The 24,371-nt window shown below is 46.6% G+C and carries 24 protein-coding genes and 3 pseudogenes; 21 read left to right on the plus strand and 6 right to left on the minus strand.

The window, feature by feature from the left end; genetic code table 11:
- Position 1: 1 nt before the first annotated feature.
- The 15 genes and pseudogenes from DXE27_RS06030 (at position 2) to DXE27_RS10065 (ending at position 11,371) form a co-directional block, all read left to right on the plus strand.
- Positions 2-433, plus strand: coding sequence for a type II toxin-antitoxin system RatA family toxin (locus tag DXE27_RS06030; RefSeq protein WP_128113298.1), 432 nt, complete (start codon positions 2-4; stop codon positions 431-433).
- Complete coding sequence (locus DXE27_RS06035) at positions 426-776, plus strand: RnfH family protein (RefSeq protein WP_128113299.1); 351 nt, start codon at positions 426-428, stop codon at positions 774-776. The genes DXE27_RS06030 and DXE27_RS06035 overlap by 8 nt, the downstream gene beginning before the upstream one ends.
- Before the next feature lie 37 nt (positions 777-813).
- Entirely contained in the window at positions 814-2,277 is a 1,464-nt protein-coding gene (gene guaB / locus DXE27_RS06040; protein WP_128113300.1) for an IMP dehydrogenase, read from the plus strand.
- Positions 2,278-2,323: 46 nt separating this feature from the next.
- Positions 2,324-3,934, plus strand: a complete 1,611-nt coding sequence (guaA, locus tag DXE27_RS06045; RefSeq protein ID WP_128113301.1) for a glutamine-hydrolyzing GMP synthase — start codon at positions 2,324-2,326, stop codon at positions 3,932-3,934.
- Between the two features lie 30 nt (positions 3,935-3,964).
- Positions 3,965-4,726, plus strand: a complete 762-nt coding sequence (locus DXE27_RS06050) for a ferritin-like domain-containing protein (protein WP_128113302.1) — start codon at positions 3,965-3,967, stop codon at positions 4,724-4,726.
- 78 nt (positions 4,727-4,804) lie between these two features.
- A pseudogene (locus DXE27_RS06055) lies at positions 4,805-6,675 on the plus strand (B12-binding domain-containing radical SAM protein).
- A gap of 65 nt (positions 6,676-6,740) precedes the next feature.
- On the plus strand, positions 6,741-7,442 hold the full coding sequence (locus DXE27_RS06060; RefSeq protein ID WP_128113303.1) for a hypothetical protein: 702 nt from the start codon (positions 6,741-6,743) through the stop codon (positions 7,440-7,442).
- Between the two features lie 49 nt (positions 7,443-7,491).
- Entirely contained in the window at positions 7,492-7,890 is a 399-nt protein-coding gene (locus DXE27_RS09205; protein ID WP_197712333.1) for a hypothetical protein, read from the plus strand.
- Positions 7,875-8,153 carry a hypothetical protein gene (locus DXE27_RS06065; RefSeq protein ID WP_197712335.1) on the plus strand — a complete coding sequence of 93 codons (279 nt, stop codon included), beginning with the start codon at positions 7,875-7,877 and terminating at the stop codon, positions 8,151-8,153. The genes DXE27_RS09205 and DXE27_RS06065 overlap by 16 nt, the downstream gene beginning before the upstream one ends.
- Before the next feature lie 28 nt (positions 8,154-8,181).
- Positions 8,182-8,835: a 7-carboxy-7-deazaguanine synthase gene (queE, locus tag DXE27_RS06070; protein WP_128113304.1), complete on the plus strand. Its 654-nt coding sequence runs from the start codon at positions 8,182-8,184 to the stop codon at positions 8,833-8,835.
- A 37-nt stretch (positions 8,836-8,872) separates the two neighbouring features.
- Positions 8,873-9,338, plus strand: a pseudogene (queD, locus tag DXE27_RS06075) (6-carboxytetrahydropterin synthase QueD).
- Positions 9,339-9,797: a tRNA adenosine(34) deaminase TadA gene (gene tadA, locus DXE27_RS06080; protein ID WP_128113305.1), complete on the plus strand. Its 459-nt coding sequence runs from the start codon at positions 9,339-9,341 to the stop codon at positions 9,795-9,797.
- On the plus strand, positions 9,794-10,738 hold the full coding sequence (locus DXE27_RS06085) for an LD-carboxypeptidase (protein WP_128113306.1): 945 nt from the start codon (positions 9,794-9,796) through the stop codon (positions 10,736-10,738). Before tadA ends, DXE27_RS06085 begins: the two co-directional genes overlap by 4 nt.
- Positions 10,710-11,192 carry an SOUL family heme-binding protein gene (locus tag DXE27_RS10060; RefSeq protein WP_197712337.1) on the plus strand — a complete coding sequence of 161 codons (483 nt, stop codon included), beginning with the start codon at positions 10,710-10,712 and terminating at the stop codon, positions 11,190-11,192. The genes DXE27_RS06085 and DXE27_RS10060 overlap by 29 nt, the downstream gene beginning before the upstream one ends.
- On the plus strand, positions 11,189-11,371 hold the full coding sequence (locus DXE27_RS10065; protein ID WP_197712339.1) for a heme-binding protein: 183 nt from the start codon (positions 11,189-11,191) through the stop codon (positions 11,369-11,371). Before DXE27_RS10060 ends, DXE27_RS10065 begins: the two co-directional genes overlap by 4 nt.
- Here the strand turns inward: DXE27_RS10065 and DXE27_RS06095 are convergent.
- The 5 genes and pseudogenes from DXE27_RS06095 to DXE27_RS06115 all read right to left on the minus strand — a co-directional run bounded on the left by DXE27_RS06095 (position 11,368) and on the right by DXE27_RS06115 (position 16,842).
- Positions 11,368-12,170, minus strand: a pseudogene (locus DXE27_RS06095) (23S rRNA (adenine(2030)-N(6))-methyltransferase RlmJ). The gene DXE27_RS10065 and the pseudogene DXE27_RS06095 sit on opposite strands and share 4 nt — an antisense overlap.
- A gap of 6 nt (positions 12,171-12,176) precedes the next feature.
- Complete coding sequence (locus DXE27_RS06100; protein WP_128113307.1) at positions 12,177-12,968, minus strand: phosphatase PAP2 family protein; 792 nt, start codon at positions 12,966-12,968, stop codon at positions 12,177-12,179.
- 5 nt (positions 12,969-12,973) lie between these two features.
- Entirely contained in the window at positions 12,974-14,233 is a 1,260-nt protein-coding gene (locus tag DXE27_RS06105) for a glycosyltransferase family 9 protein (RefSeq protein ID WP_128113308.1), read from the minus strand.
- Between the two features lie 19 nt (positions 14,234-14,252).
- Positions 14,253-15,296: a lysylphosphatidylglycerol synthase transmembrane domain-containing protein gene (locus DXE27_RS06110; RefSeq protein ID WP_128113309.1), complete on the minus strand. Its 1,044-nt coding sequence runs from the start codon at positions 15,294-15,296 to the stop codon at positions 14,253-14,255.
- 64 nt (positions 15,297-15,360) lie between these two features.
- Positions 15,361-16,842 (minus strand): glycosyltransferase family 39 protein, encoded by a 1,482-nt coding sequence (locus DXE27_RS06115; RefSeq protein WP_128113310.1) that lies wholly within the window; start codon positions 16,840-16,842, stop codon positions 15,361-15,363.
- Positions 16,843-16,901: 59 nt separating this feature from the next.
- Here DXE27_RS06115 and DXE27_RS06120 point away from each other — a divergent pair, with 59 nt between their 5' ends.
- Complete coding sequence (locus DXE27_RS06120) at positions 16,902-17,600, plus strand: DUF3047 domain-containing protein (RefSeq protein WP_231969688.1); 699 nt, start codon at positions 16,902-16,904, stop codon at positions 17,598-17,600.
- Positions 17,601-17,699: 99 nt separating this feature from the next.
- On the opposite strand, the gene DXE27_RS06125 is transcribed toward DXE27_RS06120, so the two are convergent.
- Entirely contained in the window at positions 17,700-19,970 is a 2,271-nt protein-coding gene (locus tag DXE27_RS06125) for a heavy metal translocating P-type ATPase (protein ID WP_128113311.1), read from the minus strand.
- Positions 19,971-20,021: 51 nt separating this feature from the next.
- Here DXE27_RS06125 and DXE27_RS06130 point away from each other — a divergent pair, with 51 nt between their 5' ends.
- The 5 genes from DXE27_RS06130 to DXE27_RS10075 all read left to right on the plus strand — a co-directional run bounded on the left by DXE27_RS06130 (position 20,022) and on the right by DXE27_RS10075 (position 24,328).
- A complete protein-coding gene (locus DXE27_RS06130) occupies positions 20,022-20,216 on the plus strand; it encodes a heavy-metal-associated domain-containing protein (protein ID WP_128113312.1) in 195 nt (64 codons plus the stop codon).
- Between the two features lie 66 nt (positions 20,217-20,282).
- The gene (locus DXE27_RS06135) at positions 20,283-20,930 is read left to right on the plus strand and encodes a DUF47 domain-containing protein (RefSeq protein WP_128113313.1); all 648 of its coding nucleotides are present in this window, start codon (positions 20,283-20,285) and stop codon (positions 20,928-20,930) included.
- 80 nt (positions 20,931-21,010) lie between these two features.
- Positions 21,011-21,952: an inorganic phosphate transporter gene (locus DXE27_RS06140; RefSeq protein WP_231969797.1), complete on the plus strand. Its 942-nt coding sequence runs from the start codon at positions 21,011-21,013 to the stop codon at positions 21,950-21,952.
- Positions 21,953-22,084: 132 nt separating this feature from the next.
- A complete protein-coding gene (apbC, locus tag DXE27_RS06145) occupies positions 22,085-23,173 on the plus strand; it encodes an iron-sulfur cluster carrier protein ApbC (RefSeq protein ID WP_128113315.1) in 1,089 nt (362 codons plus the stop codon).
- A gap of 168 nt (positions 23,174-23,341) precedes the next feature.
- Positions 23,342-24,328 (plus strand): DUF3306 domain-containing protein, encoded by a 987-nt coding sequence (locus DXE27_RS10075; protein ID WP_269459805.1) that lies wholly within the window; start codon positions 23,342-23,344, stop codon positions 24,326-24,328.
- The last annotated feature ends 43 nt before the right edge of the window (positions 24,329-24,371 follow it).

The raw sequence follows: 24,371 nt of genomic DNA on the forward strand, positions 1-24,371 counted from the left end.
TATGGCAGACGTCTACAAGACCGTTTTAATTAGCCAATCAGCCGACCGCATGTATGGCTTGGTGACCGATGTCGCCCGCTATCCCGAGTTTCTGCCTTGGTGTGGCGGGGTAGAGATTTTTGAGCAAACCGACACTATTCTTGATGCCAAAATCAATATTCATTTCAAGGGCATTACCCAGTACTTTCACACCCGGAACGTGAACCATCGCCCAGAAACCATTGATATGGTCTTTGTAGATGGCCCGTTTAAGCATTTTTCCGGCCAATGGAATTTCATTCCCTTAAAAGAAGATGCATGCAAAGTGGAGTTCAAGCTCCACTGGGAATTTAAGAGTGTCATTCTCGACAAGATCATTGGCCCAGTCTTTGGGCACATCGCAGGTACTTTTGTGGATTGCTTTGTAAAGCGTGCTGAGGACCTATATGACTGACCGCATTCTTGATATTTTCCTTTGTGATGCAAGACAAGGCGAACCAAGCCTTAGACCTTTCAAGCTCATTCTCGGGGGCGGTGAGTCAGCTACAGTAGGGTTGGCATTGATTAAGGCTGGTTTTGCATTTAGTCCGGATGACCCTGTTTTAGCCAGAAAAGGCTGCTTTGGGGTCTTTGGCAAGCGCAAGGACTGGGACAGCCCCATTTATGACGGTGATCGCTTAGAGCTTTATTCCCCCTTACTAATTGACCCCAAGACGGTACGTCGCAAAAAGGCCAATCAGAACCAGGATGCCAAATTCCAGGCTGCCGCAGCTAAAAGAAAGGCTAGGAGGCTATAATCGGTTTTTGCGACTAGGGGTTGACTAGGGGTTTTGCATGCGACTCATTCAAAAAGCACTCACTTTTGACGATGTGCTCCTCGTACCGGCCTATTCATCGGTACTTCCTCGAGATGCCAGCTTGGCAAGTAAGTTAACTCGAGATATTTCACTCAATACACCATTGGTGTCCGCGGCTATGGATACCGTCACTGAAGGTCGTTTGGCAATTGCCATGGCCAGTGAAGGTGGTATTGGCATTATTCATAAAAACTTAAAGCCTGCCGAGCAAGCTCGTGAAGTGGCCAAAGTAAAACGTTACGAATCTGGCGTGCTACGTGATCCAATCACGATTAGCCCGGACGTCACCTTGCGTCAAGTGATTCAACTTTCTCGTGAGCATGGTTTCTCAGGATTCCCGGTTCTCGTCGGCAAAGAGGTTGTCGGAATTATTACGAACCGCGATTTGCGTTTCGAAGAAGATTTAGATGCGCCAGTAAAAACAAAGATGACTCCACGTGAGCGTTTGATTACTGTAAAAGAAGGTTGCTCATTAGATGAAGCAAAGCGCTTGATGAGTCATCATCGTTTAGAGCGCGTGTTAGTCGTGAACGATAAGTTTGAATTGCGCGGCCTCATCACTGTTAAAGACATCCTCAAAGCCACTGAGCATCCAAATGCTTGTAAAGATAGTGAAGGCAAGCTGCGCGTAGGCGCTGCAGTAGGCGTTGGTCCTGATAACGATGAGCGTATTGAGTTGTTGGTGCGAGCAGGTGTAGATGTGATCGTAGTAGACACCGCTCACGGCCATAGCCAGGGCGTATTGGATCGCGTTAAATGGGTGAAGAAGACCTATCCTCATGTGCAAGTGATTGGTGGAAATATTGCTACTGGTGATGCCGCTAAGGCTTTAGCTGATCACGGCGCCGATGGTGTCAAGGTGGGTATCGGTCCTGGTTCAATTTGCACAACTCGTATTGTTGCTGGTGTAGGCGTTCCACAAATCACAGCGATTGTGAATGTAGCGACTGCGCTCAAGGGCACAGGTATTCCATTGATTGCTGATGGCGGCGTGCGTTACTCTGGTGACGTTGCAAAAGCATTGGCTGCTGGTGCTAGCTCTGTAATGATGGGCGGCATGTTTGCCGGAACTGAAGAAGCTCCTGGTGAAGTGTTTTTGTATCAAGGACGCTCTTATAAGAGTTATCGCGGCATGGGTTCTTTGGGCGCGATGGCTGATGGTTCTGCCGATCGTTACTTCCAGAGTGACATTGTTGCTAACGCTGAAAAGCTTGTGCCAGAAGGTATTGAAGGTCAAGTGCCTTACAAAGGCAGCGTATTGGCCATCTTGCATCAGTTGACTGGCGGTATTCGCTCCTCAATGGGGTATCTCGGTTGTAGAACAATTGATGAGCTCCATGAAAAAGCCAACTTTGTAGAAATCACTTCAGCCGGCGTGCGTGAATCTCACGTTCATGATGTGAAGATTACTAAAGAAGCGCCTAACTACCATATTGACTAACAACTAAAAAGCTGAAATTAAAGCTGAATTAAAGACTGACCTTTTCGTGCACGACAAAATACTGATTCTCGACTTTGGTTCACAAGTAACTCAACTGATTGCTAGACGTGTACGCGATGGACGTGTGTATTCAGAGATCCATCCTTATGATTGTGATCCAGAGTTGTTCATTCGTAAGTTCATTCAAGAGCAAGGCGGCAAAGGCATCATTCTTTCTGGTGGCCCTAGTTCGGTAACTGAAGCAGATAGTCCGCGTGCACCCCAAATCGTTTTTGAGCTTGGCGTTCCTGTTTTGGGTATCTGTTATGGCATGCAAACGATGGCTACCCAATTGGGTGGCGCAGTAGCATCTGCTGAGTCTTTAGGTAAAGCTCGTGAGTTTGGTTACTCTGAAGTGCGTGCACATGGCCACACCAATTTACTCAAGGGCATTCAAGACTTTTCGACAAGCGAAGGCCATGGCATCCTAAAGGTATGGATGAGTCATGGCGACTCAGTTACAACTTTGCCGCCATCATTTAAGCTGATGGCTTCAACGGAGTCTTGCCCAATTGCTGGCATGGCTGACGAAGAACGTCGTTTCTATGCTTTTCAGTTTCATCCCGAAGTAACCCATACCATCCAAGGCACTGCAATCATTGAGCGCTTTGTACATGAGATTTGCCACTGCAAACCCGACTGGGTGATGGGTGATTACATTGCTGAGGCCGTAGAGAATATTCGCAAGCAAGTTGGCGATGAAGAAGTCATTCTTGGTTTGTCTGGTGGCGTTGACTCTAGCGTTGCTGCAGCCTTGATTCATCGTGCGATTGGCGATCAACTCACTTGTGTATTTGTAGATCATGGCCTGCTTCGCTTGAACGAAGGCGATATGGTGATGGAAATGTTTGCGCGCAACTTGGGTGTGAAAGTGATTCGTGTCGACGCTAAAGAAACTTTCATGGGCGAATTGGCGGGCGTAGCAGACCCAGAAGCAAAGCGCAAAATTATCGGTAAAGAATTTGTGGAGATTTTCCAAACTGAGTCCGGAAAAATCAAAAACGCCAAATGGCTTGCGCAGGGAACTATTTATCCAGACGTGATTGAATCTGCTGGTAAAGGCAAGAAGGGTGCGCACACAATCAAGAGCCACCATAACGTTGGTGGCCTGCCTGAAGATATGCATCTCAAGCTACTTGAGCCATTGCGCGAACTCTTTAAAGACGAAGTGCGTGAGCTTGGTGTTGCTTTAGGCTTACCTCGCGAGATGGTGTATCGCCATCCATTCCCAGGCCCAGGCCTAGGAGTACGTATCTTGGGCGAAGTCAAAGCAGAGTTTGCAAACTTGTTACAACGCGCTGATGCAATCTTCATTGAGGAGTTGCGCAATACGATCGATGAAGTCAGTCAAAAATCTTGGTATGACCTTACAAGCCAAGCATTCGCTGTCTTCTTGCCCGTTAAGTCGGTTGGTGTAATGGGTGATGGCAGAACTTACGAATACGTTGTTGCATTACGAGCAGTGCAAACCCAAGACTTCATGACTGCGCATTGGGCTCATTTGCCACATGAGTTACTTGGCAAGGTGTCTAACCGCATCATTAATGAAGTGCGCGGCATCAATCGAGTTGTATATGACATTAGCGGAAAACCGCCAGCAACGATTGAGTGGGAATAGGGAGTAGGCGACTTAAGCCTACCAATACCCATGCTTGAGTTACGAGAAGCCTCACTCGCAATCCTAGCAAGTGAAGATGTACCAACTAAAGTAAATCAGTTACTTCATTTATTTGATGAATACCAACAGCAACGAGTGACTTTAGACGTTTCTCGTGAGCTTGATTTTCAAGGGCTCACACTTCCTGGGCGTCCACCAAAGCCAGAATTAGTATTGCCTAAATTGGTTCCCAAGAGAAGGATGGATACGCCCGAAGGTATGGCGGGTTTGTTGCACTCTCTTACCCATATTGAATTTAATGCCATGAATTTGGCTTTAGATGCGATTTGGCGCTTTCCTAATATGCCCAAAGAGTATTACGAAGATTGGCTGAAGGTCGCCAAAGAAGAGGCTTATCACTTTAGTTTGGTAAATGAGCATCTGCATTCACTTGGATTTTCCTATGGTGATTTTCCAGCCCACAATAGTTTGTGGGAGATGGTCGAGGGAACTACGGATTCTGTGATGGCCAGAATGGCGCTAGTTCCTCGAACGATGGAAGCAAGAGGATTGGATGCGGTGCCCATGATTCGGGATCGTTTTAAGCAGATAAAAGAAGTTCGTGCCGTTGAGATTTTGGAGATCATTCTCCATGATGAAATTGGACACGTCCTAATTGGTAATCGCTGGTTTAATTTCTTGTGCACTAAGGATAAGGATGGCGTTTCACCAATTTCTGCTTACAGAGAATTGGCTGGCAGATATCGTGCGCCAGTATTAAAGGGCCCGTTCAATATCGAGGCGCGTAAGTAGGCTGGTTTTACAGTTGAAGAGTTAAATCTTCTTGGGGCACAGTCAATGAGCATGAAGGTATTGAGCCTCATCCCTCCTATGACGCAGCTGAATACGCCGTATCCTTCGACGGCTTCTCTCACGGGTTTTTTGAGATCACGCGGTATCGATGCCGCGCAAGAAGATTTGGCTTTGGCATTAATGCTCAGTTTTTTCACGCCGGATGGCTTAGATGAGATTCATGATCAAGCGCTCAGCATTGCTGAAGAAGGGCGCAGTGCTAGCGTCAATTTTTTCCTAGATTACTTCGACTCTTACCGAGCTACCATTTCACCTGTAATCGCATTTCTGCAGGGGCGCGATAGCACCTTAAGTCATCGCATCAATACCCGTGAGTTTTTGCCGGAGGGCCCACGCTTTGCTTCGCTTGACGCTTTTGATGAGGCGGATGCTGGAGATTCTTTAGGATGGGCATTTGGTGCCTTGGGCTCGCAGGACAGGGCACGTCATTTGGCGACCCTTTATCTCAATGATCTTTCAGATGTGCTGCGCGACGCTGTGGATGAGCGTTTTGAATTTGTGCGTTATGCCGAATCGCTTGCCAGTAGCCAGCCAACGTTTACACCTCTGGCAGATGCCTTGCATGCAAAGCCTACGCTAATGGATTTGCATCTACAAGACTTAACTCATAGAGCAATAAAGCGTCATCAGCCTGGTTTGGTGTTGTTATCTGTGCCATTTCCAGGTGCCATGTATGCGGCCTTACGAATTGCTCAAACAATTAAAAAAGTTTATCCAGAAGTCAAACTTGCTTTGGGTGGTGGCTATGTCAATACAGAGCTGCGCGAGTTATCAGATGCTCGTATTTTTGAATATGTTGACTTCATCACACTCGATTCTGGTGAGAGGCCGCTCTTAGCCTTGTTGGAGCATCTTGATGGCAAACGCTCGGCTGAGCGTTTGGTGCGCACTTTTATGCATAATTCAAAAGGTCGGGTGCAATACCTTAATTGGCAAGAACCGGATATTCCTTTTGAGGACGTCGGAACCGCTACGTGGGATGGCTTACCGCTTGATTCATATTTGTCTCTTTTGGATATGCTTAATCCCATGCATCGCTTATGGAGCGATGGGCGCTGGAACAAGCTTACTGTTGCGCACGGATGCTATTGGAAAAAATGCAGTTTCTGTGATGTCTCACTTGATTACATCTCTCGATACGAAACTGCTTCGGCTAGTTTATTGGTGGATCGTATTGAGCAAATTATTGCTGAGACGGGGCAGACAGGCTTTCATTTTGTAGATGAGGCTGCGCCTCCGAAGGCGTTAAAGGCCCTTGCGGAAGAATTAATTCGTCGTAAAGTGGTGATTTCTTGGTGGGGCAATATTCGGTTTGAAAAAACCTTCACCCCGCAATTGGCAGAGCTCTTGGCAAGAAGTGGTTGTATTGCTATGTCAGGTGGTCTTGAGGTTGCATCGGATCGCCCGCTTAATCTGATGAAGAAGGGTGTTTCGGTTGAGCAGGTTGCCTAAGTTACCAAGGGCTTCTCTGATGCAGGTATTTTGGTGCACGCCTACTTGATGTATGGCTTTCCAACGCAAACCGTACAAGAGACGGTGGACGCTTTGGAATATGTTCGACAGTTATTTGAGAATGGTTGTATACAGAGCGGATTTTTCCATCGCTTTATTTGTATACGGTTCACTCTCCGGTTGGTTTAAACCCTCAGGAGTATGGAATTGAATTGTTGCCTTTGCCCGAGATTACTTTTGCCAAGAATGATGTTGCCTTTATTGATCCAACGGGGGTTGATCACGATGCTTTAGGGCAGGGGCTTAAAAAAGCAATCTATAACTATATGCATGGGGTGGGTTTTGAGATGAAAGCGGATTCGTGGTTTAAAGGTTTGGGAATTAGCGTTCCCAAGACTACGATCCCTAAAAATTTCATTGAAAAAGCTTTGTACTAAGAGCTGACAAATAATCAGATTTACAATCACCCGCATTAGGTTCTAACTTACCACAGGAGAAGCACTTGAATTTATCGCGCTGCATATTTATTACATCAGCCGCCTTGGCGCCAGTAGCTTGCGCAGTTTCTTTGCCGTATCAGCGCGGAACTTCGGTTGCTCAACCAAATCCTGTGCCCGCTATTCGTCCACCACAAGTGGGGCAGGAGTGGACTTATATCAAGAAAGACGCATTTAATGGCAAGACATTGGGTCTCATCAGGGAGCGAGTAGCTAATATTGGATCATCCATTACGATTAATCGGAGTACTGAGGATGGTGGCATGCTCCCTAGTGAAATACAGTCTAAATGGGGGTTTGTTTCCACTGATCCGCAATGGCCTCGCTTGCTAAGCTTTAGTCCAGCGCTGCCTCTTTGGCCTCTCGAGCTGACGAGTTCTTGGAGTAAGCAATTTAATACTAAGTACGGCTTAGGCGGTTATTCGGATGGAAAGCTCAATTGGCAGGAGTATATGAGTGCGCAAGGATGGGAGGAGATCACCGTTCCAGCCGGAACATTCTTGACCTTACGTTATCAAAATCTCATTAACTATGAGAGCGAGGATGACAATAAAGTTGACTGCATCCGCAAAGAAACTATTTGGTTTGCTCCCGAGATTGGTCGATGGGTTGCACGTGAGGCCTCTGGGTCATATCAAATTCAAGGGCAAATGGGAGTTGCTGTAAGGGAAGATAGCTTTCAATGGCAACTTACTTCTTACAAGTAATGCGCTTGCGCGCCATTCTTTTATTGCTTGCGCCAGTCCTTCTGGTGGCGTGCATTCCCCTTCGCAACCTTACCCTGTAGGCGTTGTATTGCCAGCCCCGGCATCCATTCAGCAGGTTAGACCCCCCAAAGTCGGGCAGCAATGGGTTTATCAAGTCCGCAATGTTTTTAACCGGGAAATTGTTGACACCGTTACAGAGACAGTGGTCTCGGTGGGAAGCGAAGTTCGTATTGCCAGATCCGGTCAAAAAGCGGGCCCCTTGCCTGATGAAGTTCAGTCACCTTGGGGTTATCTTTTGCAAGATCCCCACTGGAGCCCTCCACAAGTATTTCAGCAGGCGCTGCCTGCTTGGCCTGTTCAATTGAACTCGGCTTGGTCTAGCTTCTATCGAACCCGATATCAAGTGGTTGGTCGACCGGACTCTTCTTATTATTGGGGGCTGAACTGAACATAACAGCCATTCAATGGGCGCAAATTAATGTTCCTGCAGGATCATTTAAAACGCTCAAATATCAAAATGAAGCACCATACTTTGAGAGTAATGATCTGTTTAGAACTGCCAACTATCGCGAAGAAGATGTATGGCTTGCCCCAGAGATTGGGCGTTGGGTGATTCGTAGGGGGTATGGGCGCTATTTGACGGCTGGGGTGTTCTGGTCAAACGCGTATTGGGAGGATTATTTGGAGTGGGAGCTCATTTCCTGGAAGTGAGTAAAGCGCTTAAAATAGACGGATAGTTATGTATACTGTTAAAGAACTCTTTCCCACCCTTCAAGGCGAAGGCACTCATGCCGGACGAGCAGCAGTATTTTGTCGTTTTGCGGGTTGCAACTTATGGAGTGGTCGCGAAGAGGACCGTCAGTCAGCAGTTTGTCAATTTTGTGACACAGATTTTGTTGGTATCGATGGCGATGGCGGCGGCAAGTTTGAGGCTGCAAAAGATTTAGCGCTAGCAATTGAGTCTGCTTGGAGAAGTACTGGCGCCGGACCACAGCAGCGATACGTTGTTTTTACTGGTGGAGAACCACTATTGCAATTGGATGAAGAGTTGATTGGCGTGCTTCATCAAAAAGGTTTCGAAATTGCCATTGAGACTAATGGCACGATTAAAGTTCCAAAGGGTGTCGATTGGGTTTGCGTAAGCCCTAAAGAAGGGTCGGAGTTGGTTGTTCTGCAGGCAAATGAATTAAAGCTAGTAGTTCCGCAGGCGGGGCATCATTCCTTGGAAAAGTTAATGGCACGTTTTGAAGGCATGGACTATCGCAATCGCTATTTGCAACCAATGGACGGCCCAAATCTTAAAAGCAATACCGAGCTTGCTGTAGCACTATGTCAAAAACGTCCCTTATGGAGACTGAGTCTTCAATCGCATAAACTGATTGGAATTCGATAATTTGGCCCAGGCCAACAAGCAATGAATGAAGTTCTGAATGACAAATAAACGACCTGCTATCTCCATTACCCGCCGACTTGAGTTTGACTCAGGTCACCGCATCCCAAATCACGATGGTCAATGTCGTCATCTACATGGGCATCGCTATGCAATTGAGGTAACTCTGACTGGTGAGGTGGCTGATCATCCTGGTAAGGCCGATGATGGCATGGTGCTGGATTTTGGGGATATTAAAAAATTAACCAATCAGTATGTTGTAGATCTCTGGGACCATGCGTTTTTAGTGGCCAAAGAAGATGAAGGTTTGGTTGCTTTCTTGGGCAACCTTGCCAAATCATAAAACGGTGATCATGGAGCATGTGCCTACTGTTGAAAACTTGGCCAATGCTGCTTATGCAATTTTGAAGCCGGTCTTTAGCAAAGCCTTTAGTGGTCGCTTGGAGCTCTCTGCTATTCGTCTCTATGAGACGCCCAATTGCTGGGCTGATGTTCATCAAAACTAAATGACACAAGCCGAGCTCGATCGCCAGTTTATGCAGCAGGCTATAGAGCAGGCTAAGCTTGCAGCTATCGCAGGAGAGGTTCCTGTTGGGGCTATCCTAGTTCGTGATGGTGAGATCATTTCCAGAGCATTCAATAAGCCCATCTCTAATCATGATCCAAGCGCCCACGCTGAAATGCTGGCCTTAAGAGAGGCTGCATTAAATGAAGAAAATTACCGTCTGCCGGGTACAACTTTGTATGTCACTCTAGAGCCTTGTGCAATGTGTTCCGGCGCAATGCTGCATGCTAGGGTTGATCGAGTGGTGTATGGTGCGCCAGATCCAAAAACAGGTGCAGCTGGAAGCGTGCTGGATATATTCTCTTCGAAACAAATTAATCACCAGACTGCGATTGAAGGTGGCATGATAAGCGAAGAATGCGGCCAACTTTTACGCGATTTCTTTAAGGAGCGGCGTTGAAATCTATTCATCTCATTGCACCATCTGGGGCGAGCTTAGATGCTAAAAGTCCTTTGGCTGGTATAGATTGGCTTAAGCAACAAGGCATTGCAGTTGAAAACGCTAAATGTACCCAGCGCGTCTATGAGCGCTTTGCTGGAAGTGATGATGAGCGTCTTGCTGAGTTAAATGAATTGCCTCAGTTAAATGCGCAAATGGTTGTGATGGCTATGCGCGGTGGCTATGGCATTCATCGCCTTTTGCCGAATATTAATTGGGCGGCAATCGCTAAAGCAGTACAAAATGGCTTGCAAATTTGTGGCCACAGTGATTTCACGGCATTTCAATTGGGTTTATTGGCAAAGACGGGGGCGATAACTCTATCTGGCCCCATGCTCAACTATGATTTTGGTCGCCTGGACGAGGGCGGCGCATCTATAGCTCCTGACAAGTTTACGTGGGAACATTTCAGAGTCGCCATTGATGAACGCAAGCTTGAGTGCAAAGTCTTGGATCCCCAGTCCTTTTTGGGAAAGACATCTACGGGTGAGGTTAACGGCCTCTTGTGGGGCGGTAATTTAACAGTCTTGGCAGGTTTGGTCGGAACCAGTTATTTGCCTGATCTGAATAAGACCAAGGGCGACATCTTATTCATAGAGGATGTAAATGAGCATCCTTATCGTATCGAAAGAATGTTGATGCAGCTCCTGGATTCGGGAATGCTTGCAAATCAGGGCGCCATATTGATTGGCGGTTTTTCTGCTTACCGTCTTTACGATAACGATAAAGGCTATTCGCTCGAACGAGTGCTTGAAGCCATTCGTAAGCGCTTGCCAGAAACCATCCCTATGGTAACTGGCCTTCCGTTTGGGCATCAGTCAAATAAATTGACATTGCCTGTAGGCGCTCAAGCTAAAGTGCATTTCAATTCAAATGGCTTTGAAATCAAGTCAACTTGGTAAGCTCTTGAAGCATTCCTTCTTTAGTGGCGCACTTATTTTGATTGCGCTCACACTTACCGGGGTAGCAATGGCAACTGAAGAGCCGAAATATTCAATTATCGAAAAAGAACCACCTTTTGAAATTCGATCTTATGCGCCAGTCATTGTTGCAGAGGTTCAGGTTGAGGGAGATTTGGATGACGCCTCAAGCCAAGGATTCCGTTTAATTGCTGCTTATATTTTTGGGCAAAATCAAGTCAATCAAAAGATTGCCATGACTGCGCCAGTAACAGTTGAGGACCAGGCACCCAAGAGTGCAAAGATAGCCATGACTGCGCCAGTGGGAATAGAGTCCAATGTTGGCAAATGGACTGCGTCATTTGTGATGCCCGCTGAATACAGTATGGAGACAATCCCAAAGCCAATGAATCCACAGGTGCAGTTACGCCAAATTCCAGCGCTTAAAAAGCGGTGATTAGCTTTAGTGGTTTTTATAACAGCCAGAAAGTTGCAGAAAAAACGCTGGAATTGGAGCAGTGGATGAAAGTTCGTAATTTATCTGCTGCTGGCGCGCCTAATTTTGCTCGCTACAACCCGCCTTGGACGCTACCCTTCATGCGTCGCAATGAAATTATGATTAATTTGCGCGACTAGTTTTTGGCTTCAAAGCTCTTCAATAAAAACTGAGCGCCACCATTTATACCCAAAGCCTTGGTGAGGGTTGGCAGTGCTTGTGCAAGGTGCTTTTCTAGCGTCCAGGGTGGATTGAAAATAAACATGCCGCTTGCCTGAAGGCGACGTTCGCCAGGCGCATTTTCAACGCGTAATTCTGTATGAAGCCATGAGCGCTTGTGGATGGCAGCAATTTTTTTCATGCGATCAGGGAGTGCTGCAGACTCTCTTCTGGAGAGTATGGGGTACCCAAATCGCATAGCATCCAGTGACAAAACGCTGCAGAGCTTCTTCCATTGCGGTCTCGAGATAACGGTAATCCTGCTTATCTTCATAGGACGGGTCGATTAATACTAGGCCACGTCTACTTGGTGGAGGCAGCATTGTGGCGAAGGACATCAATCTCCTTGGGGTGAAGCTCGAATAACTTGAGTCGATCCTGAGGGCGCAGTATGCTAGCCAGGATAAGTGGTGAGCTGTCCATCGGCATTCTCAGCTTCAATGTATTTCAAATACTCTTGAATACTCTCTGGAATCGGTGTGTTTGCGTGTTTGCAAGTCTCTAAGTATTGATTAAGACGAAAGATCCCGCCATCAGCTTCTTTGCTAACTGTAGCAAAGCCGTCCAAGAGGCTATAGATCCCAGCACCAGCGTGTGTATCGACAATAGTAAGAGCGCGCCAGGCTTTTCTTGTAGATACTGCACAAGATGAATTAAGGTTAAATGCTTAAGAATGTCAGCGTGACTGGCGGCATGAAAGGCGTGACGATAGCTAAACATCTTGAGCTATGCTGACTTGTTAGGCGCATGAACGAATTGCGCTTTCACATAGAAAATCAGCGTGAATGCCACGATGGCAATTGAAAAATACTGTAATGGCAGATTTAATTCGAGATCCATGGTTTGAGTGAGATGTGCATACATTGCTACGACACCCCCAAGCGCAATTAAATGAGACCAGATTTTTTTAGGGCCCAATTGGTTTTCTGGGAAATAATTGGCCAATAGAGCGCCAAGTAGTCCGCACCATATGCCAACCCCAGCTCCTGCCAATACATCAGTTAGCCAATGGGCGCCAACGGCGTTTCGAGAAAGGCCAACTAAACATGTGAGTACAAATAAAAGCAGCATGGGTTTACGTTTTTCTTTATCGCTAGAAAAATATAAGGCGCTTGCTACAGCAAAAGCGGTGATGGTGTGACCGGATGGAAATGCTTTGTGTAGTAGGGGTGCACCAATCCGATAAAAATCACCATCTGCAAGTATGCTAGCGGGCCTAGGTAAATTAAGTAGGGACTTTAATGTGCTACTGGCTATTGCAGCAATAGCGCCTGAAAAGATACCTGCTGTTAGTAAGCGAGGGGCTAGTAAAAGCAGTGGGAAGGTAATCGCAAAGATGCCCCAGCCATTACCTAGGAATGTCAGCCCCGCCCAAACCATGTCTGGCAATATTTGCGTAAATTGATTGATAAATAAGAAGCTGCTACTTTGCAAGTTACCGAAGTAGATTGCAAAAGCTAAAGCAAGTGGTGCTAGCGGAATAAACCATGCTGCACTAGGAATAGCATTGTTGCGCATCCCGACTAGCGACCCTTTGCCTTGTCGGCTTCATGAAGTTGGAGTTTGACTTTGTCTAGAGCTTGGTCAACAGTAATGGCTTGCATGCAAACGTTGTCGTGACATGGCGTCTTGCGATGGTTGGCAGCACTGACGCATGGCGAGCATGCTAAGTTTGCAGTAATGGCAATTGAATTACCAACAGAGCCATATAAGGCTGGCGTCTCAGGCCCAAAGAGGACAACCGTTCTTAAGGGCGTCACAGCAGAGAAGTGGCCTGGCCCAGAATCATTGGTCACCATGACATCTGAGAGGGTATAGAGCGGTGGAAGTTCAGCAAAGGTGACTTGTCCGGCGAAGTTCAGGGCATTTTTTACATTAGCCACCGATCTCACTTTGTCGACATAAACAAATTCCGCGGGTGAGCCTGTAATCAAGATTAAGTCATTTGGATAATGCTGATGAACTGCCTGAATTAATTCTGAGAAGCGTTGTTGAGCCCAGCGACGTTGTGGCAATAGGTCGCTCGCGTTTGGGTTGATCAAAATCAGGCGTTCTTTTCCATGGGTGTAGCTAATGCCAGCTTCTTTAGCCTTCTTCTCAATGCGCTCGCGTACTTTTTCAAGTACTGTTGGATTAATAACCGCTTGCTCAAGACGTACTTCTGAGTCTGGGATATGAATCTTGCTAAAAGGTACTTCAATTTCTTTGGCAAACGCCGCATGAATTAAAGAGAGAAAATTTTTGGTAATGTGAATATGCGGGTTGTAATGCACTTTGCGTGTCAGCATGAAGCCGCGCCATAAGCCTTCACCATGAAATATGTGATAGCCCACACGACGTCTTGCGCCACATAGGCCAGTCAGCAAGGCGGTAAAGCGAGAGAAAAGCTCAAGATCAATAACGGTATCAATGCGATGGTATCTGGCAACGATTAGGAATCGCAGAGTATCTTTGATTAAGCCGCCTAAGCTTGAGGAGTCAATTGTAAAAATATTTGCAGGTTTAACGGTATTCAATAAAGTCAGACTTGCACGATTACTTTTGAAGATGAGGAAGTACAGCTCAGCACCACGCGCCTGAGCATTACGCATTGCTGGGTCAACCAAGATGGCGCTACCCATTTCAGAGAGCTCGATAAAGAGCAGTTTCTTTGGGGCTGCTTTATCGCGACCAAAGATATTTTTGATGCCGTCTAATAAAGCGATAAATGGGCTCACGATTGCGCATAGGGGCACGCCAACCCAATGATCGATGGCACGCATAGTATTGATGCTGATAGTCATATATTTTTGCTTTAAGGGTTTATTTTCGTTTTAGTAAAAAGTATGCACCAGGCAATACCGATAAGACGGTGATTGCACCGTAGCTAATTGAGGCTAGCACTGTTAATGAAGGACTTACTCCCCATAGCGCCAATACGGAAGATAAAGTAGCTTCGCGTAGGCCCCAACCGGAAATGCTGATAGGCAGCATGAGTAATAAGCTAAGTGCTGGTAACCCAATCATGAGGCTGGAGATTGGAGCTTCGACTCCATAAGCTCTCAGGCAAAAGCCAAAGGCCAAAATAATGAAACAGTGAACACCGATTGCGAATAAAGCCTGAACCATATTCATAGGCCAAGAGAATGCAAGGTTAATTCCTGGCATTGCATTATTCATTTGCAATCGATCAAGAAGTTTTTGTAGTAGTTGACGACTTGTTCCCCATGCCAATACCAGTGCAATCAGCAGTCCCGAAAAAATCATCACTCCCAAAACTGCGTAGCCCAAGTCTTGACCCCAAGTTGCAAGCGTTGCGCCACCCATAACCAAACCTAAGCCGCCTAGTAAATTATTGCCTGCCAGGCCCAGCAGTCGATCAACAAGCGTCATTGAAAAACTTAAACGTAGTTTGGGAGTTGCATGCTCCAGATCAACTGAGTGGTGCAATTCTTGATCCAGCTCTTTGGTATCGCTAAGGCTGTTGTTGCTCGTGATGTGTGTTGCTGTAATAGCGCGATAGCTATCGCCACCTAAAGTACTTGGCAAACCTTGATTAATCAATCCACCTGCAAAGTAGAGGGCAATGTAACTTCCCAAGCTTCCCTGAAAGCCAACGCTGCGCATTAAGAATCCCCAACGTAAGCCGCCGCAAATAAACGCACAGCAGATGGCAATTGCAGTTGCAATCAGCCACATGGGCTCCATCTTGATTTGTGAATCCAATAGGGCGTGCCAGTTAATTCCGCTTGTTGCTTTCCAAAGAAGCGCTATCGAAAGCAAAATACGAATCGTCGGCCATGCCCGCTTGAGTATGGATTTCCACCCAGAAGGGTTTTTTGGGGTGGATTGGGGTTGTGAACTCATAGGCATAAGGATAATACCTTGGGCGTCTAAGGTCTTGAATTTGGTGGAATTACCACCTTGATTGCTAGTCTCGCCAGTTGCTACAGAGGCTAAAGTCAAATTTCGACAAGACTTGGCCAAATCGCACAATTTCCAGGCTTTCCAGGGGTTCACAGCGCTCAAAGGCGGATTTGCTGCCAACCGGAGCGCTAAAACCCATTCCTGACCAGTTGATGAGGATGATATTAGCCCCGCGCGGCAGAGCTCCAAACCAGAGATCAAATTGATCCTGCCTCTGATCTAAAACAAACACGGGAGCAGGGGATGCATACCAAGCGGCGCGACTTCCAAGCGTCCAATTCTGTACGGCAATACCTTGAGCTTTAGTGTCTTTAACCAATTCGTTTGCTTTTTGACCGGCAATTTTCCAGCCATAAAGATCAGCTATAGGATTGGATTTGATAGCAGCAGAACTTATTCCACCTGACAGTACGTACCCAAATCCAACGCAACATAAAGTAAGCTGCAATACAAACAAGATGCGGATTAAGTTGCGGTGTTGTATGGCCCATGCTTTTGCCAAGCCAATTCCAGCAAAAGGTGCGAGACAAAACCAAGCGGGTGTCGTCCAGTGCGGAAGTCCGCCTCCGCCGGAGAGGCTGGCAAAAATGATGAAGGGGATTAAAAAGAATCCGAAGAGGGCAAGTAATGAATATTTTGTTGCATGCATGCAGTCTTTAAGAAAGACAAAGACACCCAAAATGAATAGAGGTCCAAATACCGCAAGTTGAATTCCCAAAAAGGCGCCAAGCCTGCGCCATAGCCAATCACCACCACTGCCGTGGGCTATTTGATATTTAAATGAAATCCAATCATTCACCGAATTCCAATAAAGGACTGGGCTGATGAGCAGTAAGGCGATGAGGCCCGCCAACCAAAAACCCGCTTTATTAATCCAGGGCTTGCGCGGGGAACTCAGGAAGACGAATAACAATGCAAGGGCCGTAAACGCTGCGGTGTATTTACTTAAACCCGCCAGCCCCAATAAGATGCCTGTCAGAATCCAATCACCCAAACTAAAGCGATCTTTGCTTAGCCATCTTAATGCCATTAGCATCAACCCAAGACTCAGGGGTGTCAATAATGTGTCCGGCAATAGACCAATTGCCAGTATGTGTGGCATTGGGGCGGCAATAATTACCAAGACAGCCATAAGGCCGCAGATATTTTCTGAAGGAAGAGCGCTGGTCAAATACCCTGCGTTACGACCCTGAATAAAGTGATGCACTTCAATGGTGACTTGGTAAATCAAAACGCAAGAAACTACCCAGAGGAGTTCCGGTAATAGGCGTATAAAACCTTCGGAGGTGGCGAGGGAAATGAGTGGCCATTGGATCCAGCCAACCAGTGGCGGATGATCAAAGTAACTCCAGGCCAAATGTTGCGCATATAAAGCATAGTGAGCCTCGTCGACAGAAAATTCGATTGAGAAGCCTAATGCAAAATGCACAAGAGCTGCTATGCAGATACTGATTGCAGCCCAGCTTGAAGGTGATTGACGGCGCATAGATCAATTTTAGACTTACTTTTATCCTTTCCCGACCAATTCTTTGGGACAATTCAGTGATGTTTAAGCAAGCTCACCTTATTTCGACTTTCTGCATATCAATCGCCTTGGTTGGATGTGCAGGATTTAATAAGGACTCTATTCAGGATGAGTCTGGACAGGCTTTGAATGTGAGTCAGCTGCCCGCTCAAGAGGAGTTGCCACAGTTTTCGGCGGAGACAGCGCGCGAAGGTACGCCTAATGGCTGGAATTTTTATCGGATAGCTCCGTTTAAAAAGAATACGGTTTACCGGCTTGAAAGCTATCAAGGTAAGACGGTCTTAAGCGCTAGCTCCAAAACATCTGCTTCCGGATTGGCTGTGAAATTGCGCCCGCGACAAGCTAATAACCTCTGGTTGCAATGGGAGTGGAAAGCCATCAACCCAATCACCAATGCAGATGATGCACCGCTGCGCATCTTGGTGGCATTTGATGGAAATAAATCAAAGTTACCCTTAAAAGAAAAGATGACTTTTGAGATGGCAAACTTGATTAGCGGTCAAGAAATGCCATACGTCACTTTGATGTATATCTGGTCGGGAAAATCTCCCGTAGATACCATCCTGACTAATGTGCATACATCTCGCATCAAAATGATTGCGGTGGATTCTGGTTGGGATAACTTAGGGCAGTGGCATAAGCATCAGCGTGATCTGGCGGCCGACTACAGGCGCGCCTATGGTGAAGCCCCCGGCGAGGTTATTGGCATTGCTAACTGACACGGATAACACCAAATCAGAAGCGCGCGCATTCTATGGCGATATTGAATTGATTCGAAAGAATTAAAAAGAAACTTCAAAATAAAGCAACAATCTTATTTAGTGGTGGACAGGTCGCCAGCGTTTCAGTAATAGCGCATTAAGGACGCAAAAACTGGATAGCGCCATGGCGCTACCGGCTAACATGGGTGAGAGATAGCCTAAAGCAGCCAAGGGAATGCCTGTAGCATTAAAGATAAAGGCCCAGAATAAATTTTGCTGAATCTTTTTCCAGGTTCGCTTGGATATATCAACAGCACTTGCCACTAAAGTAGGGTCACCTCTCATCAAGGTAATTCCCGCAGCTTGCATAGCCACATCGGTACCGGTAGACATGGCCATGCCCACATCTGCAGTTGCTAGGGCAGGCGCATCGTTTACGCCATCACCTACCATCGCTACATATTGACGCTCACCATCTTTTGTTTGTAGCTTGCGAATAATTTCTGCTTTATCACTTGGCATGATTTGCGCAAATACTTCTTGAATGCCAACAGATTTTGCAACGCGATTTGCTGCCGCGATATTGTCGCCAGAAAGCATGACTGCGCGAATGTCTAATTGATGTAACGAGGTGATTGCCTCTTTGGCGCCATCTTTTAGCTCGTCACCAAAAGCAATTATTGCAATTGGCGATGAAGGTGCTTCGTTTTTCATTAATACCGAAACGGTTTGACCAGCATCAAAACATGCTTGCGCTTTTTCGAGGATCGCGAGGTGTTGAGGGTTGCCCTCCAAAGAGGCAATGCTTTGGAGGCTCAAGCTTTGCCCCATAAAAGGTCCGGAGCTTGGCTTTCCGCTTATCCCGATGCCAGGTAATGCTTTGCTGTCCGTTGGCGTAATGGGAGTCAAGCTCTTTTGCTTCGCATCATCTAAGAGCGCTTTTGCAAGCGGGTGCTCGCTGCCAAGCTGCAATCCTGCAGCACTGGCCAGGATATTTTCTTCTGAGTGCGTACTTTGAAAAGAAATGATCTGTAGCAATCTAGGCTTACCGATTGTGAGGGTGCCTGTTTTATCGAAGGCGACAATATTAAGGCGATGCGCTAATTCCAAAACTTGCGGATCTTTAATTAAGATGCCAAAGCGTGCTGCAACACCAGTTCCTGCCATGATTGCAGCAGGCGTTGCTAAGCCAAGGGCGCATGGGCATGCAATCACTAGTACGGATACCGATCTCAAGATAGCGATGGATGCGGAGTCTAAATAAAGCCAGTTTGCTATGCCAGTAATGATCGCAATCAAAATGACGCTGGGTACAAAAATGGCGCTGACTTGATCAACTAGTTTTTGGATGGGTGCTTTTTGAGTTTGCGCATCTTCAACTAAAGAAATAATTTTAGAAAGCACACTTTCTATACCCACTGCCTGGGCCTCTATGACCAGCAGACCCTCCCCATTTAGCGAGCCACCGATCACTTTCCCGTCAACATGTTTTTTGACTGGCTCACTTTCTCCAGTAAGCAAAGATTCGTCTACATGGCTATTGCCGATTAGAATCAGACCATCTACCGGAATGCGTTCACCAGGCAGCACTAAGACGCGATCTTTTGGAAACACCTGATCTAAGGGGAGGTCGCGAAATTGATCCAAAGGCGAACCTGCAGAAATGGCGATGTCCTTATCGATTACCTTGGCATGCTCTGGCCATAGTTTTTGTAAGGCACGTATTGCTTCACTGGTTTGTTGCTTGGCTCTTGCTTCTAACCATTTACCAAGCAAGACCATACAGATGATGACTGCAGACCCTTCGAAATAGAGCTCATGCACCGCATGATCGGCGCTTAACAATTGATACACGCTTAAACCGTATGCCGCACTCGTGCCCAGTGCCACCAATAAATCCATATTGCCTACGCCGGACATGAGAGATTTAAAACCTGCTCTGTAAAAGCGCCACCCTAAAAAAAACTGCACGGGGCTAGCGAGCAGGAGTTGCCATTTGGGTGAGAGAGTCCAATGAATGCCAAATGGCATGAGAAGCATCGGCACAAATAGTGGGGCCGAAAGGGTGAAGCCTAGTAATACGCGCCCCAAGCCATCAGCACCCCAAAAGGACTGGGAGCTGGATAGTCCTGGAATTGCATGTGTTTTGCTAATTTTGGCCTGGTGGTAGCCTGTTTTTTCGACAAGAGCGATGATTTCATTGATTTTGACCACAGAACCGGCTTTTAGGCGAATTTTGGCCTGTTCGGTGGCCAAATTGACGCTAGCCGCTTCAACCCCAGGAATCTTGCCTAAAGCCTTCTCAACCCTGCCAACACAGGAGGCGCAGGTCATGCCGCCGATATCCAGAGTAAATAGCTCTGATTTAGTGTCTTTTTGGGGTTGCATATAGAAGATAATCTACTGCATACAAGCCATATTCACATCAAAAGGCCTTATGTGTTCAGTTTGAAAGTATCTGGAATGACCTGCGGAGGCTGTATTAATGCGGTTACTCGAGCGGTCCAGGCTCGGGATCCTCGGGCTGTTGTAGAGGCTGATCTGGCTAGTCAAATTGTGAAGCTTGAAACAAGTCTTTCCGAGGCGCAGGCGAGCCAGCTTATAACAGATGCTGGCTTTCCAGTTGTTCAATAGCAATTGTTTAGAATAGCGACAAACCTAACAAAACCCGTAGTTTTTGTTCCTAAAGGATCGTGATTTATGTTCTTCAGTAAGCTAATGCCTCACGATGGTAATTTCTTCGAGCTTTTTAATGAGCACGCAAGCAATATCGTTTCCGCCTCCAAATCTTTTCTCAAGTTTGTCGAGCATTACAGCGACGAAGCCTTGCGCGCCAAATACACCCAAGATGTTGATAAAGCAGAGCATGCTTGTGATGATGTTGTGAAAGAAGTGCATCGCCGTTTACATAAAACATTCATCACACCTATCGATCGTGATCAAATCTTTTCACTCATCAATACGATGGATGACGTTGCCGATTTATTGCAAAACGGCACTGAGGCAATGCATTTGTACGACGTAAAGCAAATGACGCCAGAAATGGTGCAAATGGCCGAGCTTTGTAATCAGTGTTGCATCAGCATGAAAAACGCAGTTGCTACATTAAAAGATATTTCTGATCCAGAAGTAGCTAAAGCAGCATTAAAGACGTGCGATGAAATCGATCACCTGGAGTCTGGGGCTGATCGCCTTCTATCTACTGCTATTACTAGGTTGTTCCGTGAAGACATCGAAGTGCGTGAGCTTATTAAGTGCCAGCGTATTTATGAATTGCTCGAGGAAGTTACCGATAAATGTGAAGACGTTGCCAATTTGGTTGAAGGCATCGTTCTTGAAAACTCTTAAGGCGAATTAAGTTGCCAGCGACAGAAGTAGCTTTTTGGGTTGTAGCGCTCTTAGTAGCGCTTGCGCTTGCATTCGATTTCATGAATGGATTTCATGATGCGGCGAACTCTATTGCAACAGTAGTTTCTACTGGTGTTCTAAAGCCACAGCAAGCTGTTGTCTTTGCCGCCTTCTTTAATTTCTTAGCAATCTTCATTTTTCATTTGAGTGTTGCTGCCACGGTAGGCAAGGGAATTGTTCATCCCGTTGCCGTCGACTTGCATGTGATTTTTGGAGCGCTAGTAGGTGCGATTATTTGGAACATCATCACTTGGTATTACGGTATTCCTTCTAGTTCATCTCATGCTTTGATTGGTGGCCTAGTTGGTGCGGCCTTGCCTAAGGCCGGTATGGATGGTTTGGTCTGGTCCGGAGTCATCAAAACCGCTTCCTTTATTTTCATCTCACCTTTGGTTGGCTTCTTGCTTGGCTCTTTGATGATGTTGTTGGTGGCATGGGTTTGTCGAAACGCAAACTTAGCAAAAACTGACCGCTGGTTCCGTCGCTTACAATTGGTTTCTGCTAGCGCCTACAGCTTGGGTCACGGCGGTAACGATGCTCAAAAGACCATTGGCATTATTTGGCTTTTACTCATCATTACTGGATATGCAGAGGCGAGTGCGAAGATGCCGCCTACTTGGACCATCATTTGCTGCTATATCGCTATTGCAATGGGCACGATGTTTGGCGGATGGCGTATTGTGAAAACGATGGGTCAAAAGCTCACTAAACTAAAGCCGGTTGGTGGTTTCTGTGCTGAGACTGGTGGCGCCATCACTTTGTTTGCAGCTACAGCTATCGGTATTCCCGTTTCCACTACCCACACAATTACTGGGGCTATTGTTGGTGTTGGCTCTACACAGAGGGCTAGCGCGGTTCGTTGGGGGGTTGCTGGAAACATCGTTTGGGCCTGGATCTTCACCATCCCAGCGACTGCTTTGATGTCTATGGCGGTTTACTACTTGAGCTTACTGATTTTCTAAGGCAATATAGATGGAAGGTGATCAAGGTCACTTTCAGCAAATATTTGCCGCTACGAGTAAGCTAGCGCTAATTAAGAAAAATACCAAGAACCTAGAAGTTCATTCTAGGTTTATTCATATTAGGAGAAGGTAGTGTCGGTTACACCAGAGTTGGTTCAGTCAGCGCTCAAAAACTTAGTCGATCCCAGCGCCAAGATTGATTTCGTCACAGCAAAAAATATTAAAAATCTCCGCGTTGAAGATGGCAATATTTCTTTGGATATTGTGTTGGGTTATCCAGCCAAGAGTCAGTTTGAGTCTATTCGAAAATCAGTGATCAATGTTTTGCGTGATTTGCCTGGCGTAAAAAATGTCAGCGTTAATATCTCTAGTCAAATTGTTGCGCATGCTGTTCAGCGTGGCGTGAAGTTATTGCCAGGTGTAAAAAATATCATTGCAGTTGCCAGTGGCAAGGGCGGCGTAGGTAAGTCCACTACTGCCGTGAACTTAGCCTTGGCGCTTGCTGCTGAAGGTGCGCAAGTCGGCATCTTGGATGCGGATATTTATGGCCCAAGTCAGCCGATGATGCTGGGCATCACTGGCAGACCTGACTCTATTGAAGAAAACACAATTGAGCCGATGGAGGGCCATGGCCTACAAGCAGGTTCAATTGGCTTTCTGATTGATGATGATGCTCCAATGGTATGGCGTGGACCCATGGTGACTTCTGCCCTTGAGCAACTGCTTCGTCAAACTCGTTGGCGTGATTTGGATTACCTCATTGTGGATATGCCCCCAGGTACTGGTGATATTCAGTTAACTTTGGCGCAAAAAGTTCCTGTAACTGGATCAGTCATCGTTACTACGCCACAAGACATCGCATTATTAGATGCCCGCAAAGGCCTGAAGATGTTTGAGAAGGTGGGCGTACCTATCATTGGCATTATTGAAAACATGAGCACTTACGTTTGTACAAAATGCGGACATGAAGAGCATGTGTTTGGTAGCGGTGGTGGCGAGAAGATGTGTAAAGAGTATGGCGTGGATTTCTTGGGCTCTTTGCCGCTGAATCTTTCAATTCGCGAGCAGGCCGATGCAGGCCGCCCGACCGTGGTGGCTGACCCTGATGGCGCAATTAGCGCAATCTACAAGGGAATTGCTAGACAGGTGGCCATTCGTGTTGCTACTCTATCCAAAGATATGAGCAGCAAATTCCCAAATATCGTCGTTCAAAACACTTGAGGCACTGAATATTTATGCGTTTTGCAGTGTTGATGCGTAAACAAAATATTGATAATCCATGGGTTTCATTCCGATGGATGCCTAAGGAAGTGCTGCCTGATTTCGGGCAATTTAATAGCAATCATCGTAGGCCAGTTTTTAGGGCGTGATGCAGATGGAGAGTCTTGGTTGTTTACTGGTTACGAACTGGATCTTTTCCCTGATGAGGCTGAAGGCTACTACCTGAATGTTTCTGCAACAACGCCCGCTTGGTTTGTGATGTGGCGTCTCGAAGAGGAAATTGATCGGTATATCGATGAGCAATCTATTGCTCTCGCAAAGTCGGAATCATCATTTGCTGTGCCACATCGTATATGTGTCAGCTACAACGAGGCAGCTCGCTTGCTCGATGGTGGTGAATCAGTGGATACAGTTCCAATGAGCGAACAGCATGCAGCTTGGTTGCAAGAATATGTCAATGACAACTATCGGCCAGAGCCTAAAAAACGTCATAAGCCCGCCTCGTTCAAAGGTGCAGAGCCGTCCTGCGGAGGAATGATGGCGGATGGATTTCTAAGTCGATGGTCTAGACGTAAGGCGGGCAAAGAGGAAGATGCGCCAGAGAAAATGATAGAGACTCCTAAAGAGGTCTCTGCAACTATCCCGCTGGAGAGTGCGCCTGAAGAAACTCCGCCGCCTCCGACATTGGAGGATGTAGATAAGATTGATCGATGCGCCCCGGATTTCTCTGCTTTTATGAAGCCCGATGTGGATCCTGTTGTTCAGCAGGCCGCCCTCAAGAAAATGTTTACTGATCCCCACTTCAACATCATGGATGGATTGGATATTTATATTGATGATTACAGTAAGCCCGATCCGCTACCTCCTGGAATGCTGGAGAGGATGGTGCAGAGTGATATGTTGAACTTGTTCTGCAAGCCAGACGAAGAGGGGCTTGCGGATGCTCAGCAGAGTGCGGGTCAAGCGCCCAGTCCCCAGCTAGAGGGCGAAGCATTAGAGCCACAAATGCAAAGTGATTTAACATCCACACAGCATATCGGTGCAGCATCAACGCCCGATCCATTGGATGCAGCGTCATCAGAAGTGCCGGTGGGGCAAGAACAGAAAAAACCTAAGAAGATAGCGCATGAGTCAAAAATTAGTCTGCAACTGTAATGGCACCATGCCTTTGGACGCAAAAGCAATGGGCGTGCCGGTT

This window comes from Polynucleobacter necessarius (genome assembly GCF_900096755.1).
Classification (GTDB): domain Bacteria; phylum Pseudomonadota; class Gammaproteobacteria; order Burkholderiales; family Burkholderiaceae; genus Polynucleobacter; species Polynucleobacter necessarius_K.

Bases quoted from the DNA above. Each gene is read 5' to 3' on its own strand.
- DXE27_RS06030 (WP_128113298.1), top strand. From the start codon at position 2: ATGGCAGACGTCTACAAGACCGTTTTAATTAGCCAATCAGCCGACCGC.
- DXE27_RS06035 (WP_128113299.1), top strand. From the start codon at position 426: ATGACTGACCGCATTCTTGATATTTTCCTTTGTGATGCAAGACAAGGC.
- guaB (WP_128113300.1), top strand. From the start codon at position 814: ATGCGACTCATTCAAAAAGCACTCACTTTTGACGATGTGCTCCTCGTA.
- DXE27_RS06050 (WP_128113302.1), top strand. From the start codon at position 3,965: ATGCTTGAGTTACGAGAAGCCTCACTCGCAATCCTAGCAAGTGAAGAT.
- queE (WP_128113304.1), top strand. From the start codon at position 8,182: ATGTATACTGTTAAAGAACTCTTTCCCACCCTTCAAGGCGAAGGCACT.
- tadA (WP_128113305.1), top strand. From the start codon at position 9,339: ATGACACAAGCCGAGCTCGATCGCCAGTTTATGCAGCAGGCTATAGAG.
- DXE27_RS10060 (WP_197712337.1), top strand. From the start codon at position 10,710: ATGGCTTTGAAATCAAGTCAACTTGGTAAGCTCTTGAAGCATTCCTTC.
- DXE27_RS06100 (WP_128113307.1), bottom strand. From the start codon at position 12,968: ATGCGCAACAATGCTATTCCTAGTGCAGCATGGTTTATTCCGCTAGCA.
- DXE27_RS06105 (WP_128113308.1), bottom strand. From the start codon at position 14,233: ATGACTATCAGCATCAATACTATGCGTGCCATCGATCATTGGGTTGGC.
- DXE27_RS06110 (WP_128113309.1), bottom strand. From the start codon at position 15,296: ATGAGTTCACAACCCCAATCCACCCCAAAAAACCCTTCTGGGTGGAAA.
- DXE27_RS06115 (WP_128113310.1), bottom strand. From the start codon at position 16,842: ATGCGCCGTCAATCACCTTCAAGCTGGGCTGCAATCAGTATCTGCATA.
- DXE27_RS06120 (WP_231969688.1), top strand. From the start codon at position 16,902: ATGTTTAAGCAAGCTCACCTTATTTCGACTTTCTGCATATCAATCGCC.
- DXE27_RS06125 (WP_128113311.1), bottom strand. From the start codon at position 19,970: ATGCAACCCCAAAAAGACACTAAATCAGAGCTATTTACTCTGGATATC.
- DXE27_RS06135 (WP_128113313.1), top strand. From the start codon at position 20,283: ATGTTCTTCAGTAAGCTAATGCCTCACGATGGTAATTTCTTCGAGCTT.
- DXE27_RS06140 (WP_231969797.1), top strand. From the start codon at position 21,011: ATGAATGGATTTCATGATGCGGCGAACTCTATTGCAACAGTAGTTTCT.